The sequence below is a fragment of the Nostoc sp. UIC 10607 genome, from assembly GCF_047228265.1.
GTDB classification, from domain to species: Bacteria; Cyanobacteriota; Cyanobacteriia; order Cyanobacteriales; family Nostocaceae; genus Nostoc; species Nostoc foliaceum_A.
In genome coordinates, this window is sequence record NZ_JBIQNW010000004.1 from 31,722 (window position 1) to 57,300 (window position 25,579).

Here is a 25,579-nt window from a genome sequence, read left to right on the forward strand (position 1 = left end):
GGAAGGCAAACCAACATCTTTGCAAGAGACGCCTCTGAACAGAGTGAACACAAAACGCGGGCTACGCGAACACAGCAGATAAAAATTTTAGCTTTCTCTACTTTTTCTATTTCCTGTCACCTGTCACCTGTTCCCTATTTATGATTCCGACTGAGACTTGTTGAGTTGAGTAAAAGCATAGGAAGCGATCGCTAAAGTAACCTTCGCTTTCTCTACTTCTGATAAAGCTGTCCACTCGCTATTTTTAAGATTACTGATGGCAGATGCCCCGTTTTGCGATTCGCTACTTCGCATAGCGTAAGTAAAAGGACGAGCCAAAACTAAAAGATCCTCTGTTCCCCAGGTTGGTAGTACTGTCTGAACACACTCAACCAGTTGTTCACCGATTGATTGCTGGGCAGCAAAAATTTCAGTAGCTTTGGTAGCGATAGTGTTGAGCAATGCTTGAGGCACACACGCGGCAAAAGTACTACATAATTTTTCTTGAAGGTTAAGCGCTAGTGCTTGTTGGGGATTGTGATTATAGCTCTCCCCAAGGGAGATACCAGACCAAAGTGTGTCTAGATGGCTGTAAAAATCTTGCGATCGCGTTGTCAGTTCTTCCTCAAGCAAATCTTGCATGCCGAACTGTTGTTCTAATTCCTGAAAATAAGCTTCTGATTCTTCATCAGCTGGATTCCAGGGATAGGTAGCATCGTCTGGTTCCAGTAACGCTTCCAATAATTCTAAATCTACTTGAGATGGCAAAGAAGAGAAAGTGTCTGAGCCGTTAATTTTATTCGCCATTTTTTCTTACCTTACGATTATTTAGTGGTATTGACAGCTACAATTTCCAAGAAGAGATTTCCGCAAAAACATTTGATTTTTTCTTCGGGAAAAACAGATTTGAAAAGCTGATCTAAAGATTTAAATCGATTTATGCAATAGCTCTGCTAGGAGTCTTCAATCAGAAACTCCCAGGTTTCACCTCTAGCACTTCCAAACTTTAACTGCATTCCCGATTTCAATGGGACTTCCTCTCGGAGGATTTGTTGCCAACCATTAGGGCCTAAAAACCAGGTTGTCCCGTAGGTGGAAAAATCTTGCAAATAATAAGTTCGCACCAATGTAGCATCAGTAAGAGTATTGCGACAAAAGATTTCGGCGTGGCGTTTGGATACAGATGGTTCGGGAATGACAATATCATTATCTTTCGTGCGACCGATGCGGGTGACTCCATAACGCAACAACCAAGTTTTACCTTTTGGAGTGAGCGATCGTAAAGTTGCAGTAGGAAGCGGGGAACCTATATCAGGAATGGCTGTATCTGGTAGTTCCGTAATCCCTTCATCCAGATTTTTAATGAGTTCGCCATTAAAATCTGGATGCAGGTAGAGAACAGGCAAAGTCCAAGCAGGTTGATTAAATTTATACAGTGTTAATAATTCTTGCCTAGCCTGGGCTACGGCTTCATCAATTGGCTTGTGCGATCGCAAAGCTTGGGTAAAGGCTTGAATAAAGCTGTGGCTTTCGTGGTCTGCGATTTCATCGCGCATTCCCAAAACCGCAGGCACACCATGACGAATCAGCACTTCTGCTAAACTGCTGGCAGGTATAGCTTGATGATTGATAGCGGCTGGTTGTGCGCCCCAACAGGCATTAAAAACTGCTAGTTTCACACCTGTACGGGTCAATACTTGCGCCAATTCTATCCCATTCAGGGGCATGTTTGGCCGCAAAAACAGTAATCCTCCGTCTGGGTCTGGCAAACCATGTCCAGCGTAAAAGAAAACGTTGTATGCTTTGGTTTCTAATTCTTGAATTAACTCTTGTGGCGTTGGTTGTAGGAGTTGATTTACTATACAAGGTGCATATCTTTGGGAATTACCACCCACAGCCGTATCAGCAAGAGCTTGCTGTAAGATAGCAGCTTCTTGTTCTAGTTGCAGCTTATCATCATGACCTAAAACCAGCAGGATACTTAAAGCTTGGTCAGTTCGCAAATACGGTAAGGGGTCAACTTCGCTGCTGGTGCGACTAAATAGCAAATCTTGGGAGAGAGACATAGCTGATTGACCAGGCTCACGCTGCATAATTTCCCAAGGGAGAGCGATTAGATCCGGGTCACGAATTTCCAGGCGGAAGCGCAAACGTGTATGCTGACCCATCGCAATCCCGCGACTGCGTTCTAGGCTACCAAGAATTTGCCCATCGAATACCCAGCGCCATAAATTCATTCCCAAATATTGCATCAGACGACTACTGTAAGGGCCAGTCGTCTGACTTGAAGGGGGTGAAATCCAATCTATGGGGAATGGGTTGGACTTTTGAGATGTTGAGCTTGGAGAAATATCTAAGCGACTATGACCAGCAAACATCTGTTGCCATTCTTGCCAGACTTGATTGAGTTCCACAGGCCATACACAGTCACGCAAAACGTAGCCACTGGGATAGGGAGCCTTGACCACCCAAATGGCGAAATTGTCAGTGCCAGTGTTTAAGAGACGGGCGATCGCCAAATTCAGGGATGGCATGGATTCATCAAAATAAAAACTAAAACAAATAATTTCAAATAACAATTCTCCAAAGTAAAAATTTTCTACTTTTTTACCTTGTAAGTTTTTTACTCTGATTGTTACTGTTATTATTCCAGGTTTTTACCAGTTTATCGAGTATTTGATTAAGTTGGACTAGTGTCAGGTGATTGATTAACTGGCGGTTGCGTGACGGTTCTACATGGACTTGGTGCATCTGGTTGTAAAACCGTTACACCAAAGCGTTTCAGTTGGGATAATTCCAGCAATACTGTTTCTGGCAAAGGTTTTGAATTAGGTGGAACTGAGGAAATTACTGCTGGATTATTAGTATTAGCTGGAGTTTGCGTGCTTTTATTGGCACAGACTCGCATAGACACCGAAAAATTAACAGAAGCAGGGTTGGGATTTGGTTTTGTGTTGATAACTTCTAAAAAAGCTCCAGGGGGAAGTGATTGGTTGTTTCCCAAGGAGATTGGATTGTTGGTTTTAATTACCCAGCCAGGAGAAAGATTAGCAAGCGATCGCGGTGCGGGTGTCGCTTCTATGGCAGGGTTTTGAGTTTGTAATGGATTGGAAAAAACTGGCAAGGCTCCTGATGGCGATCGCAGTTGCTTGACGAACAATCCTAAAGAACCTGCTGCTACCACAAATATTAACGGAACAATCCAATGTAGCGGTAAACTGCGCGTTTTAGCAGGCTCAGTGTCTGGAATCACCTGAGTTTTGTGGTTTGGGCTGCCTAAAAGTGTCGCATCTGTCGTTCTGGATGCAAAATCAACAGTTTTGGCAGAATAACTTTCTGGAATGATGGCTTTGATGGTGATTTCTGGTTCCCAGTATTGGACTTGATAGTGGACTAAAGCGATGGTGACATTATCGTGTCCATTCTTAGTGTTAGCGATTTCGATTAATCTATCCGCAACATTCGCTATATTTGCTTCCCCAACTAAAATCGGCAAAATTTCTGTTTCCCAGTATTCCTCCACCCGATCAAAATCACTCAAACCATCGGATGTCAGCAGAAAAACAGCATCTTCGTCGAGCATAAACCGTGCTGATGTGGGATGCAATGAAGTGCTGGGCCCCATGCCCAAAGCCTGGACGAGAGAGCCAGCAGCACTTTGTTGTACAGCCTCGCGGTAAATGGCATAGCCTAGCCGCACCTCACGGGAAGCAACATCATCATCGAGGGTAACTTGATAACAGCCGTGGCGGGTAATCCAGTAAGCACGACTATCGCCAACGTGGGTAATGTACATTTCGTGAGCAACAGGCAATGCCATTACTAAAGTTGTGCCCATCCGCTGCCGCCCTTGGCGATTTTCACTGTCATTGCGCTGACTAATTTTGTCATTGGCAATTGCCACTGCCTTTTCTAGGTCATTAAGCAGCAATGAAGGGTCTATGTGGTCGTAGGGAACTTTTGTTAGTTGCTGTACCTGTTGCTGGATCGTTTCAATGGCTAAATTTGATGCGACATTGCCACCTTCGTGTCCACCGATGCCATCACAGACAATTGCTAAGGCTGTGGGCTGGGGTGGTTTGCTGACCAGAGTTCCACTGGGAGGGCTACAAGCGTCTTCGTTACGTTGGCGACTTGGCCCAGTGTCGGTTTTGGTGATAATTTTGATCGTAGGTGTTTGCGATCGCCCTAATTGTGCCAGTCCGCTATCTAAAATTCCGATTAATTGATCGGTTGAATTAATCTTCCCCTGAATTAAGGAAAGGCTAACCTGATCAACAAATTCAACTATGGCTGGTTTAGAATAACTAACTAACTGCTGCCAGAATTCACCTAATTGGGTCAATTCTGGTGATTTTGCTGCGTCGAAACGCAATTCCAATAAACGTACTAATGATCCTTCTACCCGTAATACAGATGAGTCAAGCAAGCTAGAGGCAACACCTTCACTCACAAGAGGTTGCCATAGATGAGCTATTTGCCATAACCAATTTAGTTGGCGCATCGATGTCGCATCACGCCAAGCGACCGTTAACTCGCTGCCCAAATGCACTTGTTGGATGCTGTCATCTACTAATAGTGGCGGTTTTTCTAAGAGTAATATTTCTCGCTGGGAGGGACCATCAGCGAGAAAAAGTATTCCATATACCTGCGGTACGTGTAAACGGTAGGGAATCAGTCGCAGGTAAGCTTTTAGAGGTTGTAAATTATCTAACTCAGGTGTTAGCGCTAATAAACCAGGCTTCGTATCTAAGAGAACAAATTTATCAAGGACTAAATAGCGATCGGCTAATATTTCTCCAGGACTACCCACACTCGGGCCATCTACCACAGCCCAGAGGTAATTTTTGGGTAGGGGCGTGGAACATCGCTGGCAAAACTTGTGAGTCAGGGGGTTGGCAGCCTGACAATTTTCATTTGGACAGTAGAGCGTTGCCGCGTCATTTTCCATAGTTTTCGCACCGATCAGCGATTGGCAATTTCTTTAACAGCATTATTAGGGACAATCTAGACCGCTCATCTTTCTTAAACTTGACATACCCAGACTTTAGATGATGATTTTAGCTGGCGGATATCAGCAGGTGCTAATACTTACTTATCCAAAGAATACGCTCCTAAGTCAACCCTACAGCCTCATCATAGCCTCTATTGCTCTGTGACTCTTCATCGCCAAAGCAACGAACTCCAACCCTGTTACCAAAGCATAACCCAAGCGTAGTGCGCTATTTGCTTTTACTGAATTACCCCATCATCAAGAGACAGATAATCTTGGTATTTATTTAGTTTATAAGTAGGATAGCAACAATTAACTTTAATTAAGAATTAAGATAACTAAATACACTTTTAGCAAAAGTACCTGACGCATGAAGTGGCTTTAAAAATCTCGTAATCTCGTTTCCAGGTTCTAAGAAGGAAATGCTCTTTGAGGAGGTCGCAAAGCCTCACAGAGGGCATTTACAGCCTCTTGCTGGGAACGAGATACTAATCAAAATAGCTGTAAGTTGGCACAGAAAGGTTCAGCTGACTTTTCACGATATCTGGAAACCTTTCTCCGACAAAGAGCAAGACTTGAAATTTTCTCCCTTCCCGATGCGGGAAGGGGGTTAGATTTTTCGTGGACTTTTCCAGATGACCTGAATTGTCAGAAAGGTTCAGCCAGATCGCTACTAACTCATTTGCTTATTGTTTGTCGTCAATTGCAACTTGGGGAACTCCCATGCTGTAGTTGGTAACGCGGGCAGAGAGATTGTAGCTGATTTCGCCGACTTGCAGGAGCGATCGCAGATAATGCTCTAAGTCTGACCCAACACGGCGTAAGTTATAGTCTGTGAGGTCTGCGCCACTAGATGCTTCTACTAGTTCATCAAATTTTCGATAAACTTTTTGCAGCGCATCTTCATTCCAGTTAAATTCGTTATCTGGGTCAATATCTAACGTTAAGACCTGTTCACTAGGAACCAGTTCGCCATCCCGGTTAATTTCACCTGCAAAAATGCGGACATGCCGGGTTGTGGACTTGAGCAGCATCGGGTTATCCATAAAAGGGTGTAAGATTTGGGTGGATTACACTGAAATTATTGTAAACGCTATATCTGAGCTTGAATGCTCTCAATTTACAAGCTTTGAACGCAATTTCAAAAGGGTATATTGAATGGGCATAAGTAAAAATATCATCTGTACTGTTTAACTTACTACTTCTGTTAGGAGTTGAAGACAAAACGATCTACTAGTACTGACAGTAGTCCAAATATTTTTCTGTAAAAATTGCTGACTAGGTGTTTTCATTTGGGGTATATAAACAAGTCAAAGCGGTGTACTAATCTTACCTACGGCTAAAATTTTTGTACTCAATCAAGCGCAAAAGGCAGTAGGGTGAAGCACTTGGTAGGAATAATTTGATCTGTGTACATTTTGTTATGAGGAACATAAATTTTTACCTTAATAATTATGCCGATCAATTTCTCCAGAATTTTCTATTGAAAAAAACGTACACCAAGTAATTTTACTGAATACCGCTACATCTACCTCTGGCTTTAATAAACTGAAAAAAATTAAGCGGTTTTACTTACGTATAAACACCAAATTTAAAGTAACAAGTCAAACTGTTCTTGACGTTAACATAAAGTTGATGTAAAAACCTTTAAAAAGGTCGAACAACTTCTTACAGAAACTTTATTGTGTAGAATCTTAAAAACTGAATAATAGTTATGGCTTACCATAAGCTACATCTGGCACAGGAACACCAAAGTCTAGACAGTGAAAATCTAGCTTGAAAATAAAACACAGGAGAGTGAAATGGAATACAAAGGTGATTGATGAAGAAAAATTCTTAATTCAAGCACTTTGGATTCAAAAAAGATATAAAGAATTTTGCTGGACATCTACCTCCTTACCCTCATGACCACCAAGTAAAGGAATCTCAATAGCTATGAACTCCAAAGCATTACCACGCCAGATAAATAATCTCGAAGTAGGTGTTTATGAGTGCGAAATCCATCTCAAATTTCGGTTGATTGAGGAAAAGAGTCTACTGGGCGATCGCGAGCAACTATTACAGGTGCTACTTGATGCTTTAACTGAGGGTTCTGATGACTTTCTGGAGACGCTGCAAGCGTCCGTGAAAGCGCAGGAAATATCTGAGTTTAAAGCCTCACCTCAAATGCGACGCCAGCTAATGCGCTTGCGTAATGCTGCTGAAAATCCCCAAGCTTAAAGGTATGATTTAAGTAGTGAAAAAACATGAATTGGGCATCAAATCAAATGTTGATCCCATGCACCGTTGCAATAAAAACTAAGCAGCAAGTAGAATTCATAAAATATTGTGATTTCTACTTTGTGAAAGTCTTATTTAGCAGCACAAAGTCCCAGGAATAGTTTCCTCTATTAAAAACTTTGTAGCAAAGGGTACTGGTAGAATCTAAGAGCAAATTCAGCCGGGTGCATTTTACCGAGTTTTTATCAAAACATTACAGGAAGAACAAAACCCTGTGTCTTTACAGATGGGGAATTGGACAACAGGCGCGAATTCAATGAAAACCTAAAAGACCAAAGTAAAAATAAATAACCTTACTTTTAGCTTTTTGCTTTAGCTAAGTGCCTGATTTGCTGAAATACTTATGTTTTATCTATTACTGGTAATAGGTTATGGTTTAGCAGCCACTTACCTATTACCACTTACTCACAATCAAAAGAAGATTTGACGAAGAGGACGCAAAGAGGGGAAGCAGCAAAGACAAGGGGACAAGGGGACAAGATGAATAACCATGCCCAATGCCCCACAGCCTATTCAAAGACTGTCTATTTAGCTAGACCGTGTTCTAAAGCAAAACGAACTAACTCTGTACGGCTATTGGTGCCAGTTTTACTAAACAAACGGCTAACGTACTTTTCTACATTGCGGACACTGGTTTCTAAGCGACGGGCGATTTCTTTGTTCATCAATCCTTCAGCGACCAAGTTTAGAACACTTTGTTCTCTGGGAGTCAAATCAATTTTGAAAGGGGCTGGCGATTGGGAAATAGCATTTCTTTGAGTTAGCAATGCCTTAATTTGGGCAATCTGATTGGCCAGTTCAGCAAGATCAGGGGTTTCAACCTCATCTCCCGTAGTTGGAGTTTTAGCGGCGCGGCGGGCTAGCAAATTTTCGACTATAGCCACTAACTCATCTGGATCAAAGGGTTTGGGAAGATAGGCATCAACACCAGCATGATAGCCTTGGATGCGATCGCCTGTCATACCTTTAGCAGTTAAAAATACTACCGGGAGTGCTTGAAAGCGGGGGTCTTCTCGCAGTTGCTTGAGGAACTGATAGCCATCCACCTGGGGCATCATGACATCGGAAATCACTAAGTCAGGTGTATTCATCTGCATCCATTCCCAACCTTCAACGGCGTTACTGGCGACTTGAACGCTGAAACCGCTCTCTTGCAAATAGTCTTTCACGGCTTCCCGTATTCCTGGTTCATCATCCACCAGTAACAATTGTGCTGACATTTAAAATTCCCTTGAGTTTTCCTTTTTCCAATTTAGCGAAAGTTGGTAGGCATTGAACAACCTGAATTCGCCTCTACCGTCCCGAAAGCTTTTATGATGGGCTGCTATTAGCGCAGCGTCTCGTTAGAGAAAGACACATAGACACGTTCGCGGAGCGTCTCTTAGAGAAGTGACTTCCCGCAGGGTAGGACGCAATTTTTTTTAAATAACCCTTACCACCGAGGATTTGCCATAATTAATGCTTCTGCTGCTGAACTATTTAATGGGACAGAGAAAAAATTTCCCTGAGCATATTCACAGTTCAACTTTCTTAGAAGTCTTAGTTGCTCTTTTGTTTCTACTCCTTCGGCGAGCACATCCACACCCAGCTTATGTGCCAATGTGACAATTATCTCAATGATTTCTAAATTTTGACTATTAGCGCCCATCGGGCTGATGAAAGAACGGTCAATCTTCAACACACTAATCGGAAAGTTATAAAGACGACTTAATGAGGAGTAGCCCGTACCAAAGTCATCAATTGATAACTCAATGCCCATCTCTCGAAGTTTTAAGAGTGCGGCAGTTGCCTTATCGCCATTTTCCTTAATTACACTTTCAGTAATCTCTAGCACTAGAGTGCCAGCATCAAGACCAGTTGAATGCAAAATTTGCCCAATCTGCTCAATCAAATCCGGCTGGGAAAATTGCTTGAGGGAGAGATTAACACTGATTTTTTCTAAGAAGTTGGAATGATGGCACATTCGCCAAGCTTGCATCTGGCAACAGGCTTCATGCAACACCCAGTTGCCAATGGGGAAAATTAGTCCAGTTTCTTCTGCCAGGGAAATAAAATCTGCTGGATTAAGCAAACCACGCTCTGGATGCTGCCAGCGTAACAGAGCCTCAAAACCAAAAATAGAGCCTTTGGTGAGCGAAACAATTGGTTGGTAATAAACTTGAAACTCAAGGCGTTCAATTGCTCGGCGCAACTCTGACTCTAGCTGCAATTTTGCCAGAACATTAGCATACATATCTGAGTTGAATAGCTCATAACGCGCTCTGCCCAACATCTTGGCTTGGTACATTGCCGTATCAGCATCCCTCAACAGGTCTTCTGGCTGTTCATAGTCTACTGTTGAACTCAACGCAATACCAATACTTGCCGTTGTGAACACTTCTTGTCCGTCAAGCTCAAAGGGTAATGCCAGTTCCTGTTGAATCCGCTCAACCGCTTTGATTGCATCTGACACATCTTGGATTCCTTCAAGCAGGATTGTAAATTCATCTCCCCCAAGCCGTGCGGCTGTATCTATGGAGCGTACACATACTTCTAGCTTATTTGCAATAGCAAGCAGAAATTGGTCTCCTTTGATGTGTCCCAGACTGTCATTGATCAGCTTAAATCGATCGAGGTCGATAAATAGTACAGCAAATAGATAATCTGAATGCCGTTTTGAATAATCGATTGCACGTCTTAGGCGGTTCATAAATGCAGCGCGGTTCGGTAAACCTGTCAGTGCATCGTGAAAGGCAAGGTGCAGCAGTTGTGATTCGACTCGTTTACGCTCTGTAATTTCAGTTAGCAATTTCTGATTTGTTTTTACCAGTTCCGCTGTCCGTTCTGCTACTCGTATTTCTAACTCACTGTAAGCTTGGTGCAACATTTCTTCAGTTTGTTTGCATTCACTGATGTTGAACAGAAGCCAACGCCAGCCAACCGGCTTGCCCTGTAAATCGTACACCGCAGACGCTTTAACACTAGCAGGGAAAGACTTTCCTCCTCGTGGTTGTAGGTTAATTTCCCAATTCCGTAGCTCCTGGAAATTCTTTATCTGAAAGCTAAAGGACTGGCGGTCTTGTTGAGCAATAAAAAGAATTAATGGTTTACCTACTAGATACTTTTGGTGTACACCAAGCAAGGTTGCTGCTACATGGTTAGCCTCTTCGATTGTCCCAGTGGTATTAGTTACTAAGTAACCATCTGGAGCGAACTCAAACAAATCTTGGTAACGCTGGCGTTCTTTCTCTACTGCCGCTCGTGTTATTTGTAACTCTTCGGAGGCTGTCAATAGTTCTTCCATTGCAGTGTGAAGTTCCTCGAAAGCCTCTTTAATGATCTCCTGCTGTGAGTTTAGATTAGTAACATTAGATTGCAATAGTCCCTGTATCTGTGAGCATAATTTTTCTATCTGTTGGCTAAATCCATCCACGTTCATATTGCTCTACTCACAAAACTATGAAGCGTAGCTGTGAATGAAGAGATTATGGGAGGCAAACCCCATGCCTTCCTCGGAGCAGGCAAGGAGCGGGTTAATTGCAAGAGCGGACGCGTTGTCAATAAATATGGCAGAACTTGTTTTCTTGATTTACTAACTTATCTATCAATGATGAGGGAACAATCAAATTTGTGCACGCTCAAATCAACTCTTCGCCCTATTCATTACTACAAACTTGTCCATTAATGACCAAAGCACAAACTTAGAGCAAGCCCTACCTGCTGAAATTTTTACTTTATTAAATACAAGTTATCAACTTTAAAACTTTATCATAACAGTATATTTGCAGTGCTTAGTTTTTTAAATACTTATTAAGATATATTCACTTTTGTGATTTTAACGAAAAATAAGGGTTTCAGGCGATGCTTTTGGGCTGACAAGAGCGTTTGTGATCCGGCAAATTCAACTCTGAGGGGCATTTTAGACACTCTACAGAACTGACTGCTTATATTGCAGCCCCCTAGTATTGTTACAGTCGATCAATTATCTTGGCATTTTCTGGCAGCTTGGCGTCTCTTTGCCCAGCAGCACGCGCCCTAGCAGTGAACAAACCAATGGGAGTATTTAATAAATCTACAAGGGTGGCTTTACCCGCTATCGCCTTTTTAATATCTCTTGGTACTTCCTTCAATAACCAACGTGCCAATCGATAGCCGTATTCTTTGGCTGTCATCTCTCGCATTAAATTGACACCATGCAGTTCGTGCAAATATCGATTGGAGCGTCCATAGCGCCGCCATTGACTTTGCAGTTCTTGAAGTGTAGCGCGGTGGCGGTGTTGAACGATCGCATTTGGGGCAAATTCCAAACACCCGATATTTTCCCCCAAAATTCGCCAGCAAATGTCGGCATCGCCACCAGTAGTAAGATAGGGACGAAATAAACCTGCTTTTTCTAAGGCAATGCGTCGAATCGCTAAATTAGCAGTTTGACCATATGGACGGGAATAAGCAAGGGTATGCTTTTGCGACAAAGTTTCTTGACGGTCTGCGTGTTGTTCTAGCAGAGTTGTGCCTGGTAGTGCTAAAATTTCACCAGCGACAATCAGCACTTCTTGGTTGACAAAAGGCTGAATTAATGAATTTAACCATTGCGGTTGTGGACGACAATCTGCATCAGTAAAAACTATGATTTCACCCGTAGCGACGCGAATCCCAGTATTACGAGCAGCATAGGAGCTTTGAATTTGGTTTTCGCTCAATGGGCGGATTCTGATGGGATAATTTTCAGCAGATGTTTTGAGGATGGTGAGAGTGCGATCGCTACTATTATTGTCCACCAACAAGTACTCTACCTGGTCTTTTGGGTAGGTTTGAGACAACAGACAATTGATTAACTCTGGTAAATCCGCCTCACCGTTATAAATAGGAACAACCACCGACACCATTGGTAAAAAGCTGGTGGCGGTGGTTGTATCAACTGGCTGATGATTCATAAATCTGAGATTTTGGTTTGGGATTAGTAACTAGTATTCCCAAACCAAAACCCTATAACGGTAATATCAGGCAGTTTTTATAACTCCAAAAATCTGGATTTGGGAATACTACTATATCACTCGCGTCAATCTAAAATTTCAGGTTATCGGCGCGGCTCATCGGTCGAGTAGGCTGATTTGCCGGCGGTTGGGCAAAGTTGTTATTTGATAGAATTGCGATCGCACGGGCATATTGCGGATCGCTCTTAGTTCCGATTAAATCTGGATTAGAAGCCAACTGGCGCTCTTGTGCCTCTGTCAAGTCTAGCTTGATATCTGGCGTAATCCCTTTATGGTTAATATCGGTTCCTGCCGGGGTGTAGTAATGGGCAATGGTAACTGCCAAGCCGGAACCATCTGCGAGTTGATGAACTGACTGCACTAAGGCTTTGCCAAAGGTTTGACCACCTACGACTACCGCCCGCTTATTATCTTTGAGTGCCCCTGTGAGGATTTCGCTAGCACTCGCTGAATTACCATCCACTAAGACCGCCAAAGGACGACTTGTTAAAGCAGTGCGATTGGCTTTAGTTTCCTCAGTGCCGCCTACACGGTCTACTGTCTTGACAATTCCGCCGTTATCGTACCACATGCGGGCAATTTCAATGCTGGCCTGCAACAAACCGCCAGGATTTCCCCGCAAATCCAAGACATAAGAATCAACTTTCTTACTGTTCAAATCGCGGATGGCTCGTTGCATTTGCTCTGCGGCGTGGGCGCTAAATTCCCGCAAACGGATATAGCCAACGCGGCGATTCCCTTCTTGCTTGAGGGTATAAAGTACCGTTGGCACTTCAATATTTGCTCTCGTCAGTTTCAAATCAAAGGCATTTTGCCCTTTCCGTCCCAGCCGTAGCTTGATGGGAGTACCTGCTTTGCCGCGAATCAGCTTGGAAGCATCATCCACTTTCATTTTAAGAGTGGGTTTGCCATCAATGGCTAAAATTTCATCGCCTGCTTTGATCCCAGATTTCAGCGCCGGAGAATTTTCTATGGCTTCGACAACAGTCAGCCGCTGAGTTTTTTCGTTTACTTCCATCCGAATGCCAATGCCTGAGACTTCCCCGGATGTTTGGCTAGTCAGGGCTTCAAACTGTTGGGGGTCCATGAACCGAGTGTAAGGATCTCCCAAGGTTTGCAAAGCTACGCGGATTGCAGCATAAGCTTCTTCACGAGAAGAGTAGTCTTTGCTCAACAGGCTTTGTCTGGTTGCTTGCCAATTTTGTTGATTAAATTTGCCATCAACATATTCATGATTCACCAGTTGCCAAACTTGGTCAACTATCGCTTTTGGGCTGTCTTGTAGGGCTAGAGCGGCACGGACACCACGAGTCCAAGCGGGGCCGAACACAGACATAGTAGCAGTAGTGGCGATCGCTCCACCAATCAAGGCTACTTGGAGCGGTGAGTAACTTTTTGCAGATTGGTTCATGTATATTAGCTGAAATAATTGTGTTGTTGACAGTTTAGCAATCAGGCTTTCCAAAAAATTTTAAGTTTTTATACCCCAAACTCGGCTATTCTCTCTTCATCATTTTTATTGTTTAATGATGCCGAAATTACTGCATTATTAACAACCATTTCTCAGTTTGTTAGCCTTCTCCGGAAGGCTATACTGAACATGTGACACTTTGATTAGCGTCATGTTTGCATTCTAGATTACTTTTATAAGATAGCACTTTGTTCACTGAATTGCAGTACTGTTAGACAGCCATTAAATCAGCTTTTATTACCTAAGTCATGAAACGCAAATTTCCCATAAAATCATTAATTTCTATTAAAAAAAAATTTGCTAATCTGTGGCAATTGTTACAAAAACTAAGTGGTGGATTGTATGTTGTTCTGGGTGTTTGGCTGATTTTTACTACTATAACCCTAGTTTTTGCTTCCTCGCAGCCTGTAGATGCCTTCTTTGTGCTTGGTGGCAGTATTAGTCGAGAAACTTATGTTGCCCAACAAGCAAAACAATACCCACAAACCCCAATTTTAATTTCTCATGGTTCCCCAGACCCCTGTATATGGTTAATTTTTCAGGCGGAATTAGCAAGTTTACAAAACGTTTGGTTAGAAAAGTGCGCGAATTCTACTTTTGAAAATTTTTATTATGGTATTCCAATTCTGCGGCGTTGGGGAGTGCATAAAGTCATGTTGATTACCTCACCAAGTCATTTACCCAGAGCTAAATGGATGGCACAGATTCTTTTAGGTGCTCATGGTATTTGGGTAGAGCCACAGATTGTTCAGGAGTTAGGTATTCCTGGTAATCGTGAATCTTGGGTCAAAACTGGATTAGATGTAACACGCAGCTTATTTTGGGCGATTTTAAGTCAAATTATTCAACCGCAGTGCTCAAATGTAACAAGGCTTACCCAAGTAGATATGCAAGCTTGGGAGAATCGAGGTTTCCATTGTGAACACCAAGGGCGGTTGAGGAGATAAGAACAGATGAGAGTTCCAAAGTATAGACCTCCATCACATCCAGGTGAAATATTACTTAAAGATTTTCTAGACCCAATGGGAATAACCCAAAGAGAACTTGCAGATGCACTTCAGGTTCCTTTTCAGTGAATAAATGAGCTTGTAAATAAAAAGCGAGGTATTACACCTAGTACGGCAATAAGGTGATCAAAATTTTTCGGAAATAGCTCAGAGTTTTAATTAAAACTCCAACAAAATTAGGAAATTTACCACGTTTTCAAGGAAGAAGAGGAACTAAAAAGTATTTTGCAATTCCGAACCACAAAATAGCGATCGCCTTGAAAATTTAGTGTTCCATTTGCATAGCAGAATCGCAATTGGGCGATCCATCCAAAGGATAATTAATGTAAAAGTTCCCAATCTTGCAGCATTAAAATAGCATCTTTATACAAAGACAAATCCACCTGATGAACTTCTATTCCTTGTCCGATTCCTTGGAGAAGGGTGATTGTCAATTTTCCTCCCAAGTGCTCACGGAACTCGGTAAGCCCCCTAAATAGACAATGGGGATGGTCTAGTTGATCTAATTGTTCTGTCAGCGCTGATACGTACAAGGTAAAGCCTAATTTCTTGAGTGTGCTCATAACCCTGTGCCACTCAGATTGCAACAGTTGTCCTGTTAAATATGAATAGGTCGTATCCAAAGCAATGCCGATCGCTACAGCTTCACCATGACGTAGGCTGTAATTGGTTAAATGCTCTAGTTTGTGAGCAGCCCAGTGTCCAAAATCCAAAGGACGCGATGAACCCATTTCAAAGGGGTCGCCGCTACCAGCAATATGCTCTAAGTGCAACTGGGAACAGCGATAGATCAGCCTTTCCATTATGTCCATGTCTCGATTAGCCAATTTCTCGGCATTAGTCATAATGAAATCGAAGAAATCTGCATCTTTAATCAGCGCCACTTTCACCGCTTCTGCAATACCCGATCGCCAATCTCGATCATCAAGGCTAGTAATAAAATCAAAGTCATTCAAGACAGCATAAGGTGGCATGAATGTACCCAAAAAGTTTTTCTTGCCGAAGGCATTGATTCCGTTCTTTACCCCTACACCCGAATCGTTTTGCCCTAATACTGTTGTCGGTACTCGTAGCAGCCGAATTCCTCGGTGAGCCGTTGTTGCTGCGTATCCTGCCATGTCTAGCACGGCTCCACCTCCAATCGCTAAGACGTAGGAGTGACGGCATAATCCAGCTGCATTTATCTGCTGATGAATTTGATCTATAAATCTAGAATCGTTCTTGACTGCTTCTCCACCCGGAACTACTATCGGCTCACCACTCAGCCTTAGTACATCTTCATAATATTGGGCATAGACTGATAATTTTTTTAGCAACCCATCCTGGTACTGTAAAAACCCTGCATCTACCACTGCTAGCACTTGTTTTGGGGTTGTCTCCCCATCTGTAGCAATCACTTGTGCGAGTAAAGGATTATCTAACTGAAACAAGCCTTTAGTGAAGTGAACATCATAGTTGAAGCTTACGCGGACACATTGGTTAATTGGTTGCAGATTAAGAGCGGTTTTTTGTTTAATAGCCATTTAAATATTATTACTTTTAAAGTAACTGTAAATAGAACTAATACTGCAATTAAGATTGACAGTAAATTTATCGGGGTAAATACATTTAACACTTCAATTAAAAATGATTGTTTAGATAATTTTATCTACTCAAACCATCATACTTTTGAAGTGATTTTACCCTCGAACAGGAGGATTAGAATAACATTAATTTACAATTTTATTGATGCCTAGATTTTATATCTTAAGGTTGGCAATAAATATCATCATTACATAAGATTTTAAATTTTTACGTAAGATAATTTTAGGATTTGTTTAATGAAAATGGTATCTTTACAGTATCTTCTTTAAAATCGGGAGATTTTTATAGATTCAGTAAAGTTATGAACTCAGTAGTACGTTATGTAGCTGCTTTAATCACAAAGTATCAAGTTTAGTGCTAGATTTTATACTTAGTTGTCACAAAAAAAGTTGGGCAACTTCTCCTGAAATTCATCATGAGTAAAGTAAACAAGTTACTGCATCACTGGCTGTTAAAGTCTCTTTCAGAGAAAGCTTTTGCTTGGCTGGAACAAAAGCAGGCACAGATTGCTAGCGGCGCTGCTGAACGAGTGTTTTTTACGGCTTTTAGTGCTGTACCGCGTTATCTAGGTAAACAGGATTTGCAGCTAACATTCCAAGACTTGGAAGCAGCGCAGGATGTGATTCCCGGTTGGTATCCTGGTCATTGGAGTGTAGATCAAGCAGGTCGCACACTCTTGCTTCTAGCTTTGCCTCACGATGATGCTGAGGGCTATGTGCGATCGCTTGATAAATTCTTCTCCACTGCCGATATGGGGGAGTTAGTTGTCCTTTATCAAAGTTTGCCGCTACTACCACATCCAGAGTTACATCGCCATCGTGCTGCTGAGGGAATTCGCAGCAATATGAGTAATGTATTTCAAGCCATAGCACTACGTAACCCTTATCCAGCGGATTATTTAGACAATGCTGCTTGGAATCAGATGGTGCTGAAGGCTGTGTTTGTTGGCAGTCCGTTGCATCTAATTTGGGGACTGGATCGACGTGCTAACCCAGAATTGGCGAGGATGTTAGCAGACTATGCCCATGAACGTTGGGCAGCTAAACGCTCAGTTACGCCAGAACTTTGGCGACCGGTAGGGCGGTTTGCGGATAACGCAATCATCACAGATTTAGAAAAAGTACTGGCTAATGGGGATATACACGAGCAAGAAGCAGCAGCGTTAGCTTGTGCTGAGTCTCCTTTACCCCAAGCACAAGAATTACTTTCTCGTTACCCAGATTTACAGTCATCCATTCAACAAGGTAATCTGACTTGGAGCAGTTTTAGCCGCGATGCCTGCGGCGAGCTACGCTAACGCCTGTCAGTCTGCAAATGAAATTATCCATCATTCAGCAACAGCAAGCCATTCCACATTAAAACCGCATACAGTCAACAGCCAGGATATTTGCTGATACCGGGTTTTTCATTTTGAATTTTGAATTTTGAATTACTTATGATGTTTATCGATCCTCACATTCACATGTGTTCGCGTACTACTTACGATTACTTAGTAATGCGGGAATATGGTATTGTCGCCGTTATTGAACCAGCCTTTTGGTTAGGACAACCGCGAACCAACGCTGGCACATTCAAAGACTACTTCAGCAGTCTTGTGGGCTGGGAACGGTTTCGTGCTAGTCAGTTTGGCATCCAACATTACTGCACAATTGGTCTAAATCCGAAAGAAGCTAACAACGAGGCGCTAGCAGCAGAAGTTATAGAACTGCTACCACTTTATGCGTGTAAAGAGGGAGTTGTTGCCATTGGCGAAATTGGCTATGACGACATGACAGAATCAGAAGATAAGTACTTTTGTCAACAGTTAGCATTAGCCAAAGAACTCGATATGTTGGTGCTAATTCATACGCCTCATCGCAATAAAAAGGCGGGTGCTAGTCGGAGTATGGATCGCTGTATTGAATATGGCTTAGATCCTTCACAAGTAATTATTGACCACAACAACGAGGAAACCGTTGAGGAAGTATTAGGAAGGGGTTTTTGGGCAGCTTTTACGATTTACCCACAGACGAAGATGGGTAACGCCAGGATGGTAGAAGTTGTCCGCAAATATGGATGCGATCGCATCATTGTAGATAGTAGCGCTGATTGGGGTATTAGCGATCCTTTGGCAGTCCCGAAAACTGCTCAGTTGATGTTAGATAGGGGCATCCCTGAAGAACATGTACGCGCAGTTTGTTATGAAAACGCCCTAGCTGCTTACAGTCAAACTGGGCAGATGCAAGCATCAGACTGGCTTAATCCTCAATCTGTTGATCAGCGTCAGTTGTTCAATGGTAATTCTGTGTTGCGTGGACAAGAACCAGGAATCAAATCAGCTTCAGATTATGTGTTGATTGAGTAGAAAATTGGGGAGAGACGCGATTATTCGCGTCTGTACTGGAGAGTGGGGAAGACGAATTGCATAAATATCTGATTCATTTTTAATATGCGGTTTATTTTGATAAATTACTAGGCATGGAGGCAGATAAGTGAATGTTGCAAGCTTAAATTTTCAAAGCTGGCGGGGTTATCTAGAATTGATGCGTCCTGCTAATATTGTTACTGCTTGGGCAGATATTCTTGTTGGTTTTGCTGCTTCTGGCGCTGGAATTATTTTTGCCCAATTAATCAATGGAGAAGCGAGTTTTGCCATACTAATTCCATTGGCTTGGCTGTTATTGGCTACAACTGGTTTATACGGCGGCGGTATAGTTTTTAATGATGTTTTTGATGCTGAATTAGATGCAAAAGAGCGACCAAATAGAGCAATTCCCAGTGGTCGCGTATCTCGTGAAAATGCTACTTTCTTGGGGAGTATACTATTTGCAATCGGGATTATAGCTGCTTTTCAAGTATCATTGTTGAGTGCTGCGATCGCTATATTTATCACTCTTTCATCCCTCCTATATGACTCACTCGCCAAACATCATCCTTTTTTTGGCCCTTTAAATATGGGTTTGTGTCGTGGCAGTAACTTATTATTAGGTGTAAGTGCTGTACCTATAATAATAGGAGAACGTTGGTATTTAGCGCTGATTCCTGTTCTTTACATTGCTGCTATCACCGCAATTAGCCAAGGTGAAGTTCACGGAGGTAAGAAGATTACGGGAGTACTCGCACTACTGCTAATTGCAATAGTTTTGACGGCAGTTTTAGCTTTAGGATTATTAAGAGAGTATACAGCGATCGCAGCATTACCGTTCGCTATTTTATTAGCTATCAGAATCTTGCCTAACTTTATCAAAGCGGCGCGGGAACCGATAGCCGAAAATATCCGCAATGCTGTGAAAATAGGTGTTTTATCCCTAATAGTCTTAGATGCAACCGTTGCATCTGGTTTTGCTGGTTTGTATTACGGTCTATTAGTTCTAATCTTGCTACCATTTTCGATGAAGTTAGCAAAAGTATTTGCTGTTACTTAAATTTGAATGTATACACCCAGTAATACTATAAATCGGCTGTATGGGCGCATATAAGTGCGCCCATAGCCATGAATTGCAAGTCTTTTGTGGAATAGTATAAGCCAAAGAAAATAGATTACATATACAAGGGATAAAGCTAGAAAATGAAAATTACAAAAAACAATAATTTTCACTTAACTTATTGTACCAATATTCATCCTGGTGAAAGTTGGCTAGAAGTTTTCGCCAATTTAGAAAAATATGTTCTCAATCTCAAATCACGTTTATCACCAACAGAACCTTTTGGTATTGGTTTAAGGTTAGCAGATGCAGCAGCCAAAGAACTATTACAAAATAATAACTTAGCTCAATTCCAAGCTTGGTTAACTCAACAAGATTTATACGTTTTTACCTTAAATGGATTCCCTTATGGCGGATTCCATCGACAGGTGGTAAAAGATCAAGTTTATGCACCAGATTGGTCTACACAAGAACGGGTGAATTACACATTAAACTTGACATATATTTTAGCAAATCTGTTACCAGAAGAACTTGATGGCGGAATTTCTACATTACCATTATCCTATAAACCTTGGTGGGAAAAAGACCAAGCAACTTTCGAGACAGTTCTGAAAAAGAGTTGTTTGAACATAGCATCAGTTGTTGTAGAAATGATTCGCATCCGCGAAGAGACAGGAAAGACACTCCATATTGATTTAGAACCTGAGCCTGATGGATTAATTGAAAATACCTCAGAATTAATTGACTTCTACCAAAATTGGTTATTGCCAATTGGCGGTAATTACTTATCAGAAAAGTTGAATATCGAGCAGAATTTAGCAGAGAGCAAATTACTAGAACACGTTCGGGTTTGCTATGACACCTGCCATTTTTCAGTTGAGTATGAGGAACCACAATCTGTATTCGAGCGTTTGCACTCGGCAGGAATTAAGATTGGTAAGATTCAAATCAGCGCCGCGATTAAAGTAAAAATTCCTGCTGATGTTGAAAAACGTAGTTTGATAGTTGAACGCTTACGTCCTTTTGCTGAATCTACTTATCTTCACCAGGTAATAGAACGTCGCAGTAATGGTACATTCCATCACTATCCTGACTTAATAAATGCCTTACCACATTTAGAGCAATCTCTAGCTGAAGAATGGCGGACTCATTTCCATGTGCCGATTTTTATTCATGATTATCAAATTTTGCAATCTACCCAAGATGACATTGCTACTGTTTTGCATCTACTTAAAACCAACAATGCTTGCTCCCATTTAGAAATTGAAACTTACACTTGGGATGTATTGCCATCAGAAATGAAGATAGATTTGCTGACTTCTATTCAGCGTGAATATGAGTGGGTATTAAAATTAATTCGTAGTTCGTAATGGGCTTCGCCCCGCTACGCTAACGTAATTCGTAATTAAAGGTTTAAACTTAGTTTTCTAGTTTAAATCTTTAGAGATACATTATTGTGTGTTTCTAGTTATTTTTTGAAATTGCTATGAAAGAGGATTAAGTTTATGCAGAAAACAGTTGTTCTAAATGTCGTGGGATTAACGCCCAGTTTACTAGGAGAAAGCACGCCGTTTTTATCTTCTTGGGCTGCTAAAGGACGGGTAGCTTCCATCAAAAAAGTGTTACCTGCTGTAACTTGTTCAGTTCAGGCTACTTATTTAACAGGAAAATTGCCTGATGAACATGGAATTGTTGCTAATGGTTGGTACTTCCGCGATGAATGTGAAGTGAAGTTTTGGCGGCAGTCTAATAAACTAGTGCAAGCTCCTAAAGTTTGGGAAATAGCTAAATCAATTGATCCAAACTTTACTTGTGCCAACCTTTTTTGGTGGTACAACATGTACTCTACAGCAGATTATGCCATTACACCGCGACCGATGTATCCCGCAGATGGGAGAAAATTACCTGATATTTATACACATCCTAGTGATGTGCGATCGCAAATTCAATCTGATTTAGGAAACTTCCCTCTATTCGATTTCTGGGGGCCCAAAACTTCCATTAGTTCTAGCCAATGGATTGCCAATTCCGCAAAATGGATTGAGGAACGCTACAGCCCAACATTATCACTAGTTTATCTACCACATTTAGACTACTGTCTGCAAAAGTTTGGTAACAATCAAACACAGATTCAAGCAGATTTGCGAGAAATTGATGCTGTTTGTGGCGATTTAATTAAATATTATCAAGCACGTAATACTCAGGTAATTATTCTTTCTGAGTATGGCATTACCCCAGTTTCTAAAGCTGTGGATTTGAACCGCGTACTACGGGAAAATGGTTTAATTGCTGTACGCGAGGAATTAGGGCGAGAACTGCTCGATTTTGGGGCTAGCATTGCCTTTGCCGTTGCCGATCATCAAATTGCTCATGTTTATGTGAATGATCCGGCGTATATCCCGAAAGTGCGATCGCTTTTAGAAGCGACTGAAGGTGTGGCGCAGGTATTGGATGAAGAGGGTAAGCAAGCCTACCATCTCGATCATCCTAGATCGGGTGAGTTGGTGGCGATCGCTCAATCTGATGCTTGGTTTACCTATTATTATTGGCTCGATGATGCAAAAGCGCCTGATTTTGCTAGAACTGTAGATATCCACCGCAAACCTGGTTACGATCCTGTAGAACTTTTCCTTGATCCGCAGATTAAATTTCCTCAAGGAAAAATTGCTCTCAAGCTACTTAAGAAACAACTGGGTTTTCGCTACTTAATGGATGTGATTCCTCTAGATGCTTCTCTAGTACGTGGCTCTCACGGTCACATTACTACTTCTCCAGATGAAGGGCCTCTATTTATCACCCATCAAACTCACCTAGTTAATGAAAATCAAATTGAGGCGACAGATGTTTGCTCGTTGATTCTCAAACACTTAAATACCTGAAAGGCAGTAGACACAGGATGTATCACCTCTCTACATCCTACCAAGATACAAAACAATTTATGGTAATTCATAATCATATCGAGTATGCTTTATATATAAACTCGTTATGACTATGAATTAGTTTGTTCTATCAGTAGGTATCCATCTACTGACTAAAATGTACTGTGGGCAATCTAAGTAACTTAATGGAGAGCTTCTTTACCCATGACTGAACCCCAAAACTTGACAACTGCTGACGGTATTCCTGTTGCGGATAATCAGAACTCACTCACGGCTGGAGCGCGTGGCCCTGTATTAATGCAGGATTTCCACCTCATAGAAAAGCTGGCTCATTTCAACAGAGAACGTATTCCTGAAAGAGTTGTCCATGCCAAAGGTGCGGCTGCTCATGGTACTTTGACTATTACCAATGACATCACCCGCTACAGTAAAGCCAAACTTTTTTCTGAAATTGGCAAGAAAACGGAACTTCTCTTGCGTTTCTCTACAGTCGGAGGAGAAAAAGGTTCAGCAGATGCCGAGCGTGACCCTAGAGGTTTTTCCCTCAAGTTTTATACTGAGGAGGGTAACTGGGATCTTGTAGGTAACAATACCCCTATTTTCTTCATCCGCGACCCTTTGAAGTTTCCTGATTTCATCCATACCCAAAAGCGCAATCCCCAAACCAATTGCAAAGACCAGAATGCAAAGTGGGATTTTTGGTCACTCAGTCCAGAATCGCTTCACCAAGTGACGATCCTGTTTTCAGATCGGGGAATTCCCAAAACCTATCGCCACATGGACGGTTTTGGTAGCCATACCTTCAGTTTAATTAATGCTCAGGGCGATCGCGTTTGGTGTAAATTTCACTTTAAGACTCTGCAAGGGCATCAAACCTTGACGGAGGAAGAATCCGCTAAGATTAAGGGCGAAGATCCCGATCATGCGACTCATGATTTGTTTGAAGCGATCGCTCAAGGTGACTATCCTAAGTGGCGGATGTGTATTCAGGTGATGACCGAGGAGCAAGCGGAAAAACATCCAGATAATCCTTTTGACTTAACCAAAGTTTGGAAACAAGGAGAATATCCTTTAATCGAAGTCGGGATATTAGAGCTAAATCGGAACCCTGAGAATTATTTCGCTGAAGTAGAGCAAGCCGCTTTTAGCCCTAGTGCCGTGGTTCCTGGCGTTAGTTTCTCTCCAGACAAAATGCTGCAAGCTCGAATTTTTTCTTACCCAGATGCTCAACGGTATCGCTTGGGTGGTAACTATCAGCAACTACCTGTTAATCAGCCCAAATGTCCAGTGATGCATTATCAGCGAGATGGCTTTATGGCATCGGGGAACAACGGCGGTAGCGTTCCTAACTATGAACCGAATAGTGCTGAGGGTACGCCCAAAGAAAATCCAGCTTATGCAGAACCACCTAGTCATTTGGGCGATGTCACAGTCGATCGTTACAGTCATCGTGAAGGAAACGACGATTACACCCAAGCAGGTAATCTGTATCGGTTACTAACTCCTGAACAGCAAGAGCGTCTGGCTAAAAATATTGTCGGCAGTCTCTCTCAAGCAAGGGAAGACATTCAAATGCGCCAACTTTGCCACTTCTTCCGGGCAGATATTTCTTATGGTCGTCGTGTAGCTGAAGGATTGGGCATTTCAATCGATCCATCAATGCTGGGTGCTACTGCTCAACCTGTAGGTAACTGGTAGCCTCGTAGTTTCGTAGGGTGTGTTATGCCGTAGGCTAACGCACCGAAAACCTGGATGGTGAGTTACGTACTTAAGCTAGATTTAGATCCCCGATTTCTTGAAGAAGTCGGGGATTTGCTCAATGAAAACAGACTCGTTAACGGAGATAAAATACTCGTTAACGGAGATAAAAGCCTCGTTAACGGAGATAAAAGACTCGTTAACGGAGCGAAAATACTCGTTGACGGAGCGAAAATACTCGTTGACGGAGCGAAAATACTCGTTAACGGAGATAAAATACTCGTTGACGGAGATAAAAGCCTCGTTAACGGAGATAAAATACTCGTTGACGGAGTTCAGAGGCTCATTAAGTAGATAAACAAAAATATTTACAGTTAGTGCGATCGCACCCTTCGCAAAGCATATCGTAGAGAAGTAGTTTTAGGCGTTGCGATCGCTTTATTTTGCTTCACTGCATTTGCAATGACATTTGTGTAATTAATTATATTGCCTACTTATTAGACTAGGATTTGAATCCCAGGCGAGTAATGCAGCCGATGCAGATTACCTAAATTACTGAAACCAATGGGAGACAAAAGCAACCATTCTCCTGAATCAAGGCTGACGATTCCGCCGCAAGTCTTCCTGATTTTTACGAATGGCTATTGTTTTGGGATGATTTGCCCCTAACCGTTGTTCAGCAATTTCCAAAGCTTCGATATACAAAGGTTCGGCATTGCTGTACCTTCCCTGTGAATTGTAGAGGAGTGCCAAATTGTTCAGGCTAGTTGCCACATCGGGGTGTTCATCCCCCAGCAGACGTTTTCTCATCGCCAAAGCTTCGATTAACAAAGGTTCGGTATCGCTGTACCTTCCCTGTGAATTGTAGAGGAGTGCCAAATTGTTCAGGCTAGTTGCCACATCGGGGTGTTCATCCCTCAGCAGACGTTTTCTCATCGCCAAAGCTTCGATGTACAAAGGTTCGGCATCGCTGTACCTTCCCTGTGAATCGTAGAGGAGTGCCAAATTTTTCAGGCTACTTGCCACATTGGGGTGTTCATCCCCCAGCAAACGTTTTCTCATCGCCAAAGCTTCGATTAACAAAGGTTCGGCATTGCTGTACCTTCCTTGTGAATTGTAGAGGAGTGCCAAATTGTTCAGGCTAGTTGCCACATCGGGGTGTTCATCCCCCAGCAGACGTTTTGTCATCGCCAAAGCTTCGATTAACAAAGGTTCGGCATCGCTGTACCTTCCTTGTGAATTGTAGAGGAGTGCCAAATTGTTCAGGCTAGTTGCCACATCGGGGTGTTCATCCCCCAGCAGACGTTTTGT

The 25,579-nt window shown here is 42.2% G+C and carries 19 protein-coding genes; 9 read left to right on the forward strand and 10 right to left on the reverse strand.

Annotated elements, in window-relative coordinates; translation table 11 throughout:
- Positions 1-138 precede the first annotated feature (138 nt).
- The 4 genes from ACEYW6_RS05005 to ACEYW6_RS05020 all read right to left on the reverse strand — a co-directional run bounded on the left by ACEYW6_RS05005 (position 139) and on the right by ACEYW6_RS05020 (position 6,018).
- Positions 139-786: a hypothetical protein gene (locus tag ACEYW6_RS05005; RefSeq protein ID WP_412978862.1), complete on the reverse strand. Its 648-nt coding sequence runs from the start codon at positions 784-786 to the stop codon at positions 139-141.
- Positions 787-932: 146 nt separating this feature from the next.
- A complete protein-coding gene (locus tag ACEYW6_RS05010; protein WP_412978863.1) occupies positions 933-2,513 on the reverse strand; it encodes a CHAT domain-containing protein in 1,581 nt (526 codons plus the stop codon).
- A 146-nt stretch (positions 2,514-2,659) separates the two neighbouring features.
- Complete coding sequence (locus ACEYW6_RS05015; RefSeq protein WP_412978864.1) at positions 2,660-4,930, reverse strand: protein phosphatase 2C domain-containing protein; 2,271 nt, start codon at positions 4,928-4,930, stop codon at positions 2,660-2,662.
- Between the two features lie 728 nt (positions 4,931-5,658).
- Positions 5,659-6,018 carry an NAD(P)H-quinone oxidoreductase subunit M gene (locus ACEYW6_RS05020; RefSeq protein ID WP_190897922.1) on the reverse strand — a complete coding sequence of 120 codons (360 nt, stop codon included), beginning with the start codon at positions 6,016-6,018 and terminating at the stop codon, positions 5,659-5,661.
- An 889-nt stretch (positions 6,019-6,907) separates the two neighbouring features.
- Between ACEYW6_RS05020 and ACEYW6_RS05025 the strand changes: the two genes are divergently transcribed.
- Positions 6,908-7,192, forward strand: coding sequence for an Npun_R1517 family heterocyst differentiation transcriptional regulator (locus tag ACEYW6_RS05025; RefSeq protein WP_196509779.1), 285 nt, complete (start codon positions 6,908-6,910; stop codon positions 7,190-7,192).
- A gap of 584 nt (positions 7,193-7,776) precedes the next feature.
- On the opposite strand, the gene ACEYW6_RS05030 is transcribed toward ACEYW6_RS05025, so the two are convergent.
- The 4 genes from ACEYW6_RS05030 to ctpB form a co-directional block, all read right to left on the reverse strand.
- Positions 7,777-8,472, reverse strand: a complete 696-nt coding sequence (locus ACEYW6_RS05030) for a response regulator transcription factor (RefSeq protein ID WP_190897914.1) — start codon at positions 8,470-8,472, stop codon at positions 7,777-7,779.
- Between the two features lie 212 nt (positions 8,473-8,684).
- Entirely contained in the window at positions 8,685-10,670 is a 1,986-nt protein-coding gene (locus ACEYW6_RS05035) for an EAL domain-containing protein (protein ID WP_412978865.1), read from the reverse strand.
- Between the two features lie 529 nt (positions 10,671-11,199).
- Positions 11,200-12,165: a glycosyltransferase gene (locus ACEYW6_RS05040; RefSeq protein ID WP_412978866.1), complete on the reverse strand. Its 966-nt coding sequence runs from the start codon at positions 12,163-12,165 to the stop codon at positions 11,200-11,202.
- A 130-nt stretch (positions 12,166-12,295) separates the two neighbouring features.
- A complete protein-coding gene (gene ctpB, locus ACEYW6_RS05045) occupies positions 12,296-13,636 on the reverse strand; it encodes a carboxyl-terminal processing protease CtpB (protein ID WP_190897897.1) in 1,341 nt (446 codons plus the stop codon).
- Between the two features lie 308 nt (positions 13,637-13,944).
- Here ctpB and ACEYW6_RS05050 point away from each other — a divergent pair, with 308 nt between their 5' ends.
- Positions 13,945-14,643, forward strand: a complete 699-nt coding sequence (locus tag ACEYW6_RS05050; RefSeq protein WP_412978867.1) for a YdcF family protein — start codon at positions 13,945-13,947, stop codon at positions 14,641-14,643.
- A 380-nt stretch (positions 14,644-15,023) separates the two neighbouring features.
- On the opposite strand, the gene ACEYW6_RS05055 is transcribed toward ACEYW6_RS05050, so the two are convergent.
- Positions 15,024-16,226, reverse strand: coding sequence for a 3-dehydroquinate synthase (locus ACEYW6_RS05055; protein WP_412978868.1), 1,203 nt, complete (start codon positions 16,224-16,226; stop codon positions 15,024-15,026).
- Between the two features lie 476 nt (positions 16,227-16,702).
- On the opposite strand from ACEYW6_RS05055, the gene ACEYW6_RS05060 reads away from it, so the two are divergent.
- The 7 genes from ACEYW6_RS05060 (at position 16,703) to ACEYW6_RS05090 (ending at position 24,622) form a co-directional block, all read left to right on the forward strand.
- A complete protein-coding gene (locus tag ACEYW6_RS05060; protein WP_412978869.1) occupies positions 16,703-17,584 on the forward strand; it encodes an EboA family metabolite traffic protein in 882 nt (293 codons plus the stop codon).
- Between the two features lie 138 nt (positions 17,585-17,722).
- Positions 17,723-18,631 (forward strand): TatD family hydrolase, encoded by a 909-nt coding sequence (locus ACEYW6_RS05065; protein ID WP_412978870.1) that lies wholly within the window; start codon positions 17,723-17,725, stop codon positions 18,629-18,631.
- A gap of 127 nt (positions 18,632-18,758) precedes the next feature.
- Positions 18,759-19,691 carry a UbiA-like protein EboC gene (eboC, locus tag ACEYW6_RS05070; protein WP_412978871.1) on the forward strand — a complete coding sequence of 311 codons (933 nt, stop codon included), beginning with the start codon at positions 18,759-18,761 and terminating at the stop codon, positions 19,689-19,691.
- A 143-nt stretch (positions 19,692-19,834) separates the two neighbouring features.
- Complete coding sequence (eboE, locus tag ACEYW6_RS05075; RefSeq protein ID WP_412978872.1) at positions 19,835-21,061, forward strand: metabolite traffic protein EboE; 1,227 nt, start codon at positions 19,835-19,837, stop codon at positions 21,059-21,061.
- Positions 21,062-21,196: 135 nt separating this feature from the next.
- Positions 21,197-22,570, forward strand: coding sequence for an alkaline phosphatase family protein (locus ACEYW6_RS05080; protein WP_412978873.1), 1,374 nt, complete (start codon positions 21,197-21,199; stop codon positions 22,568-22,570).
- Between the two features lie 204 nt (positions 22,571-22,774).
- A complete protein-coding gene (locus ACEYW6_RS05085) occupies positions 22,775-24,268 on the forward strand; it encodes a catalase (protein ID WP_412978874.1) in 1,494 nt (497 codons plus the stop codon).
- A 54-nt stretch (positions 24,269-24,322) separates the two neighbouring features.
- Complete coding sequence (locus tag ACEYW6_RS05090; RefSeq protein ID WP_412978875.1) at positions 24,323-24,622, forward strand: hypothetical protein; 300 nt, start codon at positions 24,323-24,325, stop codon at positions 24,620-24,622.
- Between the two features lie 240 nt (positions 24,623-24,862).
- Here the strand turns inward: ACEYW6_RS05090 and ACEYW6_RS05095 are convergent.
- The coding region (locus tag ACEYW6_RS05095; RefSeq protein ID WP_412978876.1) for a tetratricopeptide repeat protein at positions 24,863-25,579 on the reverse strand (717 nt) is incomplete at its 5' end.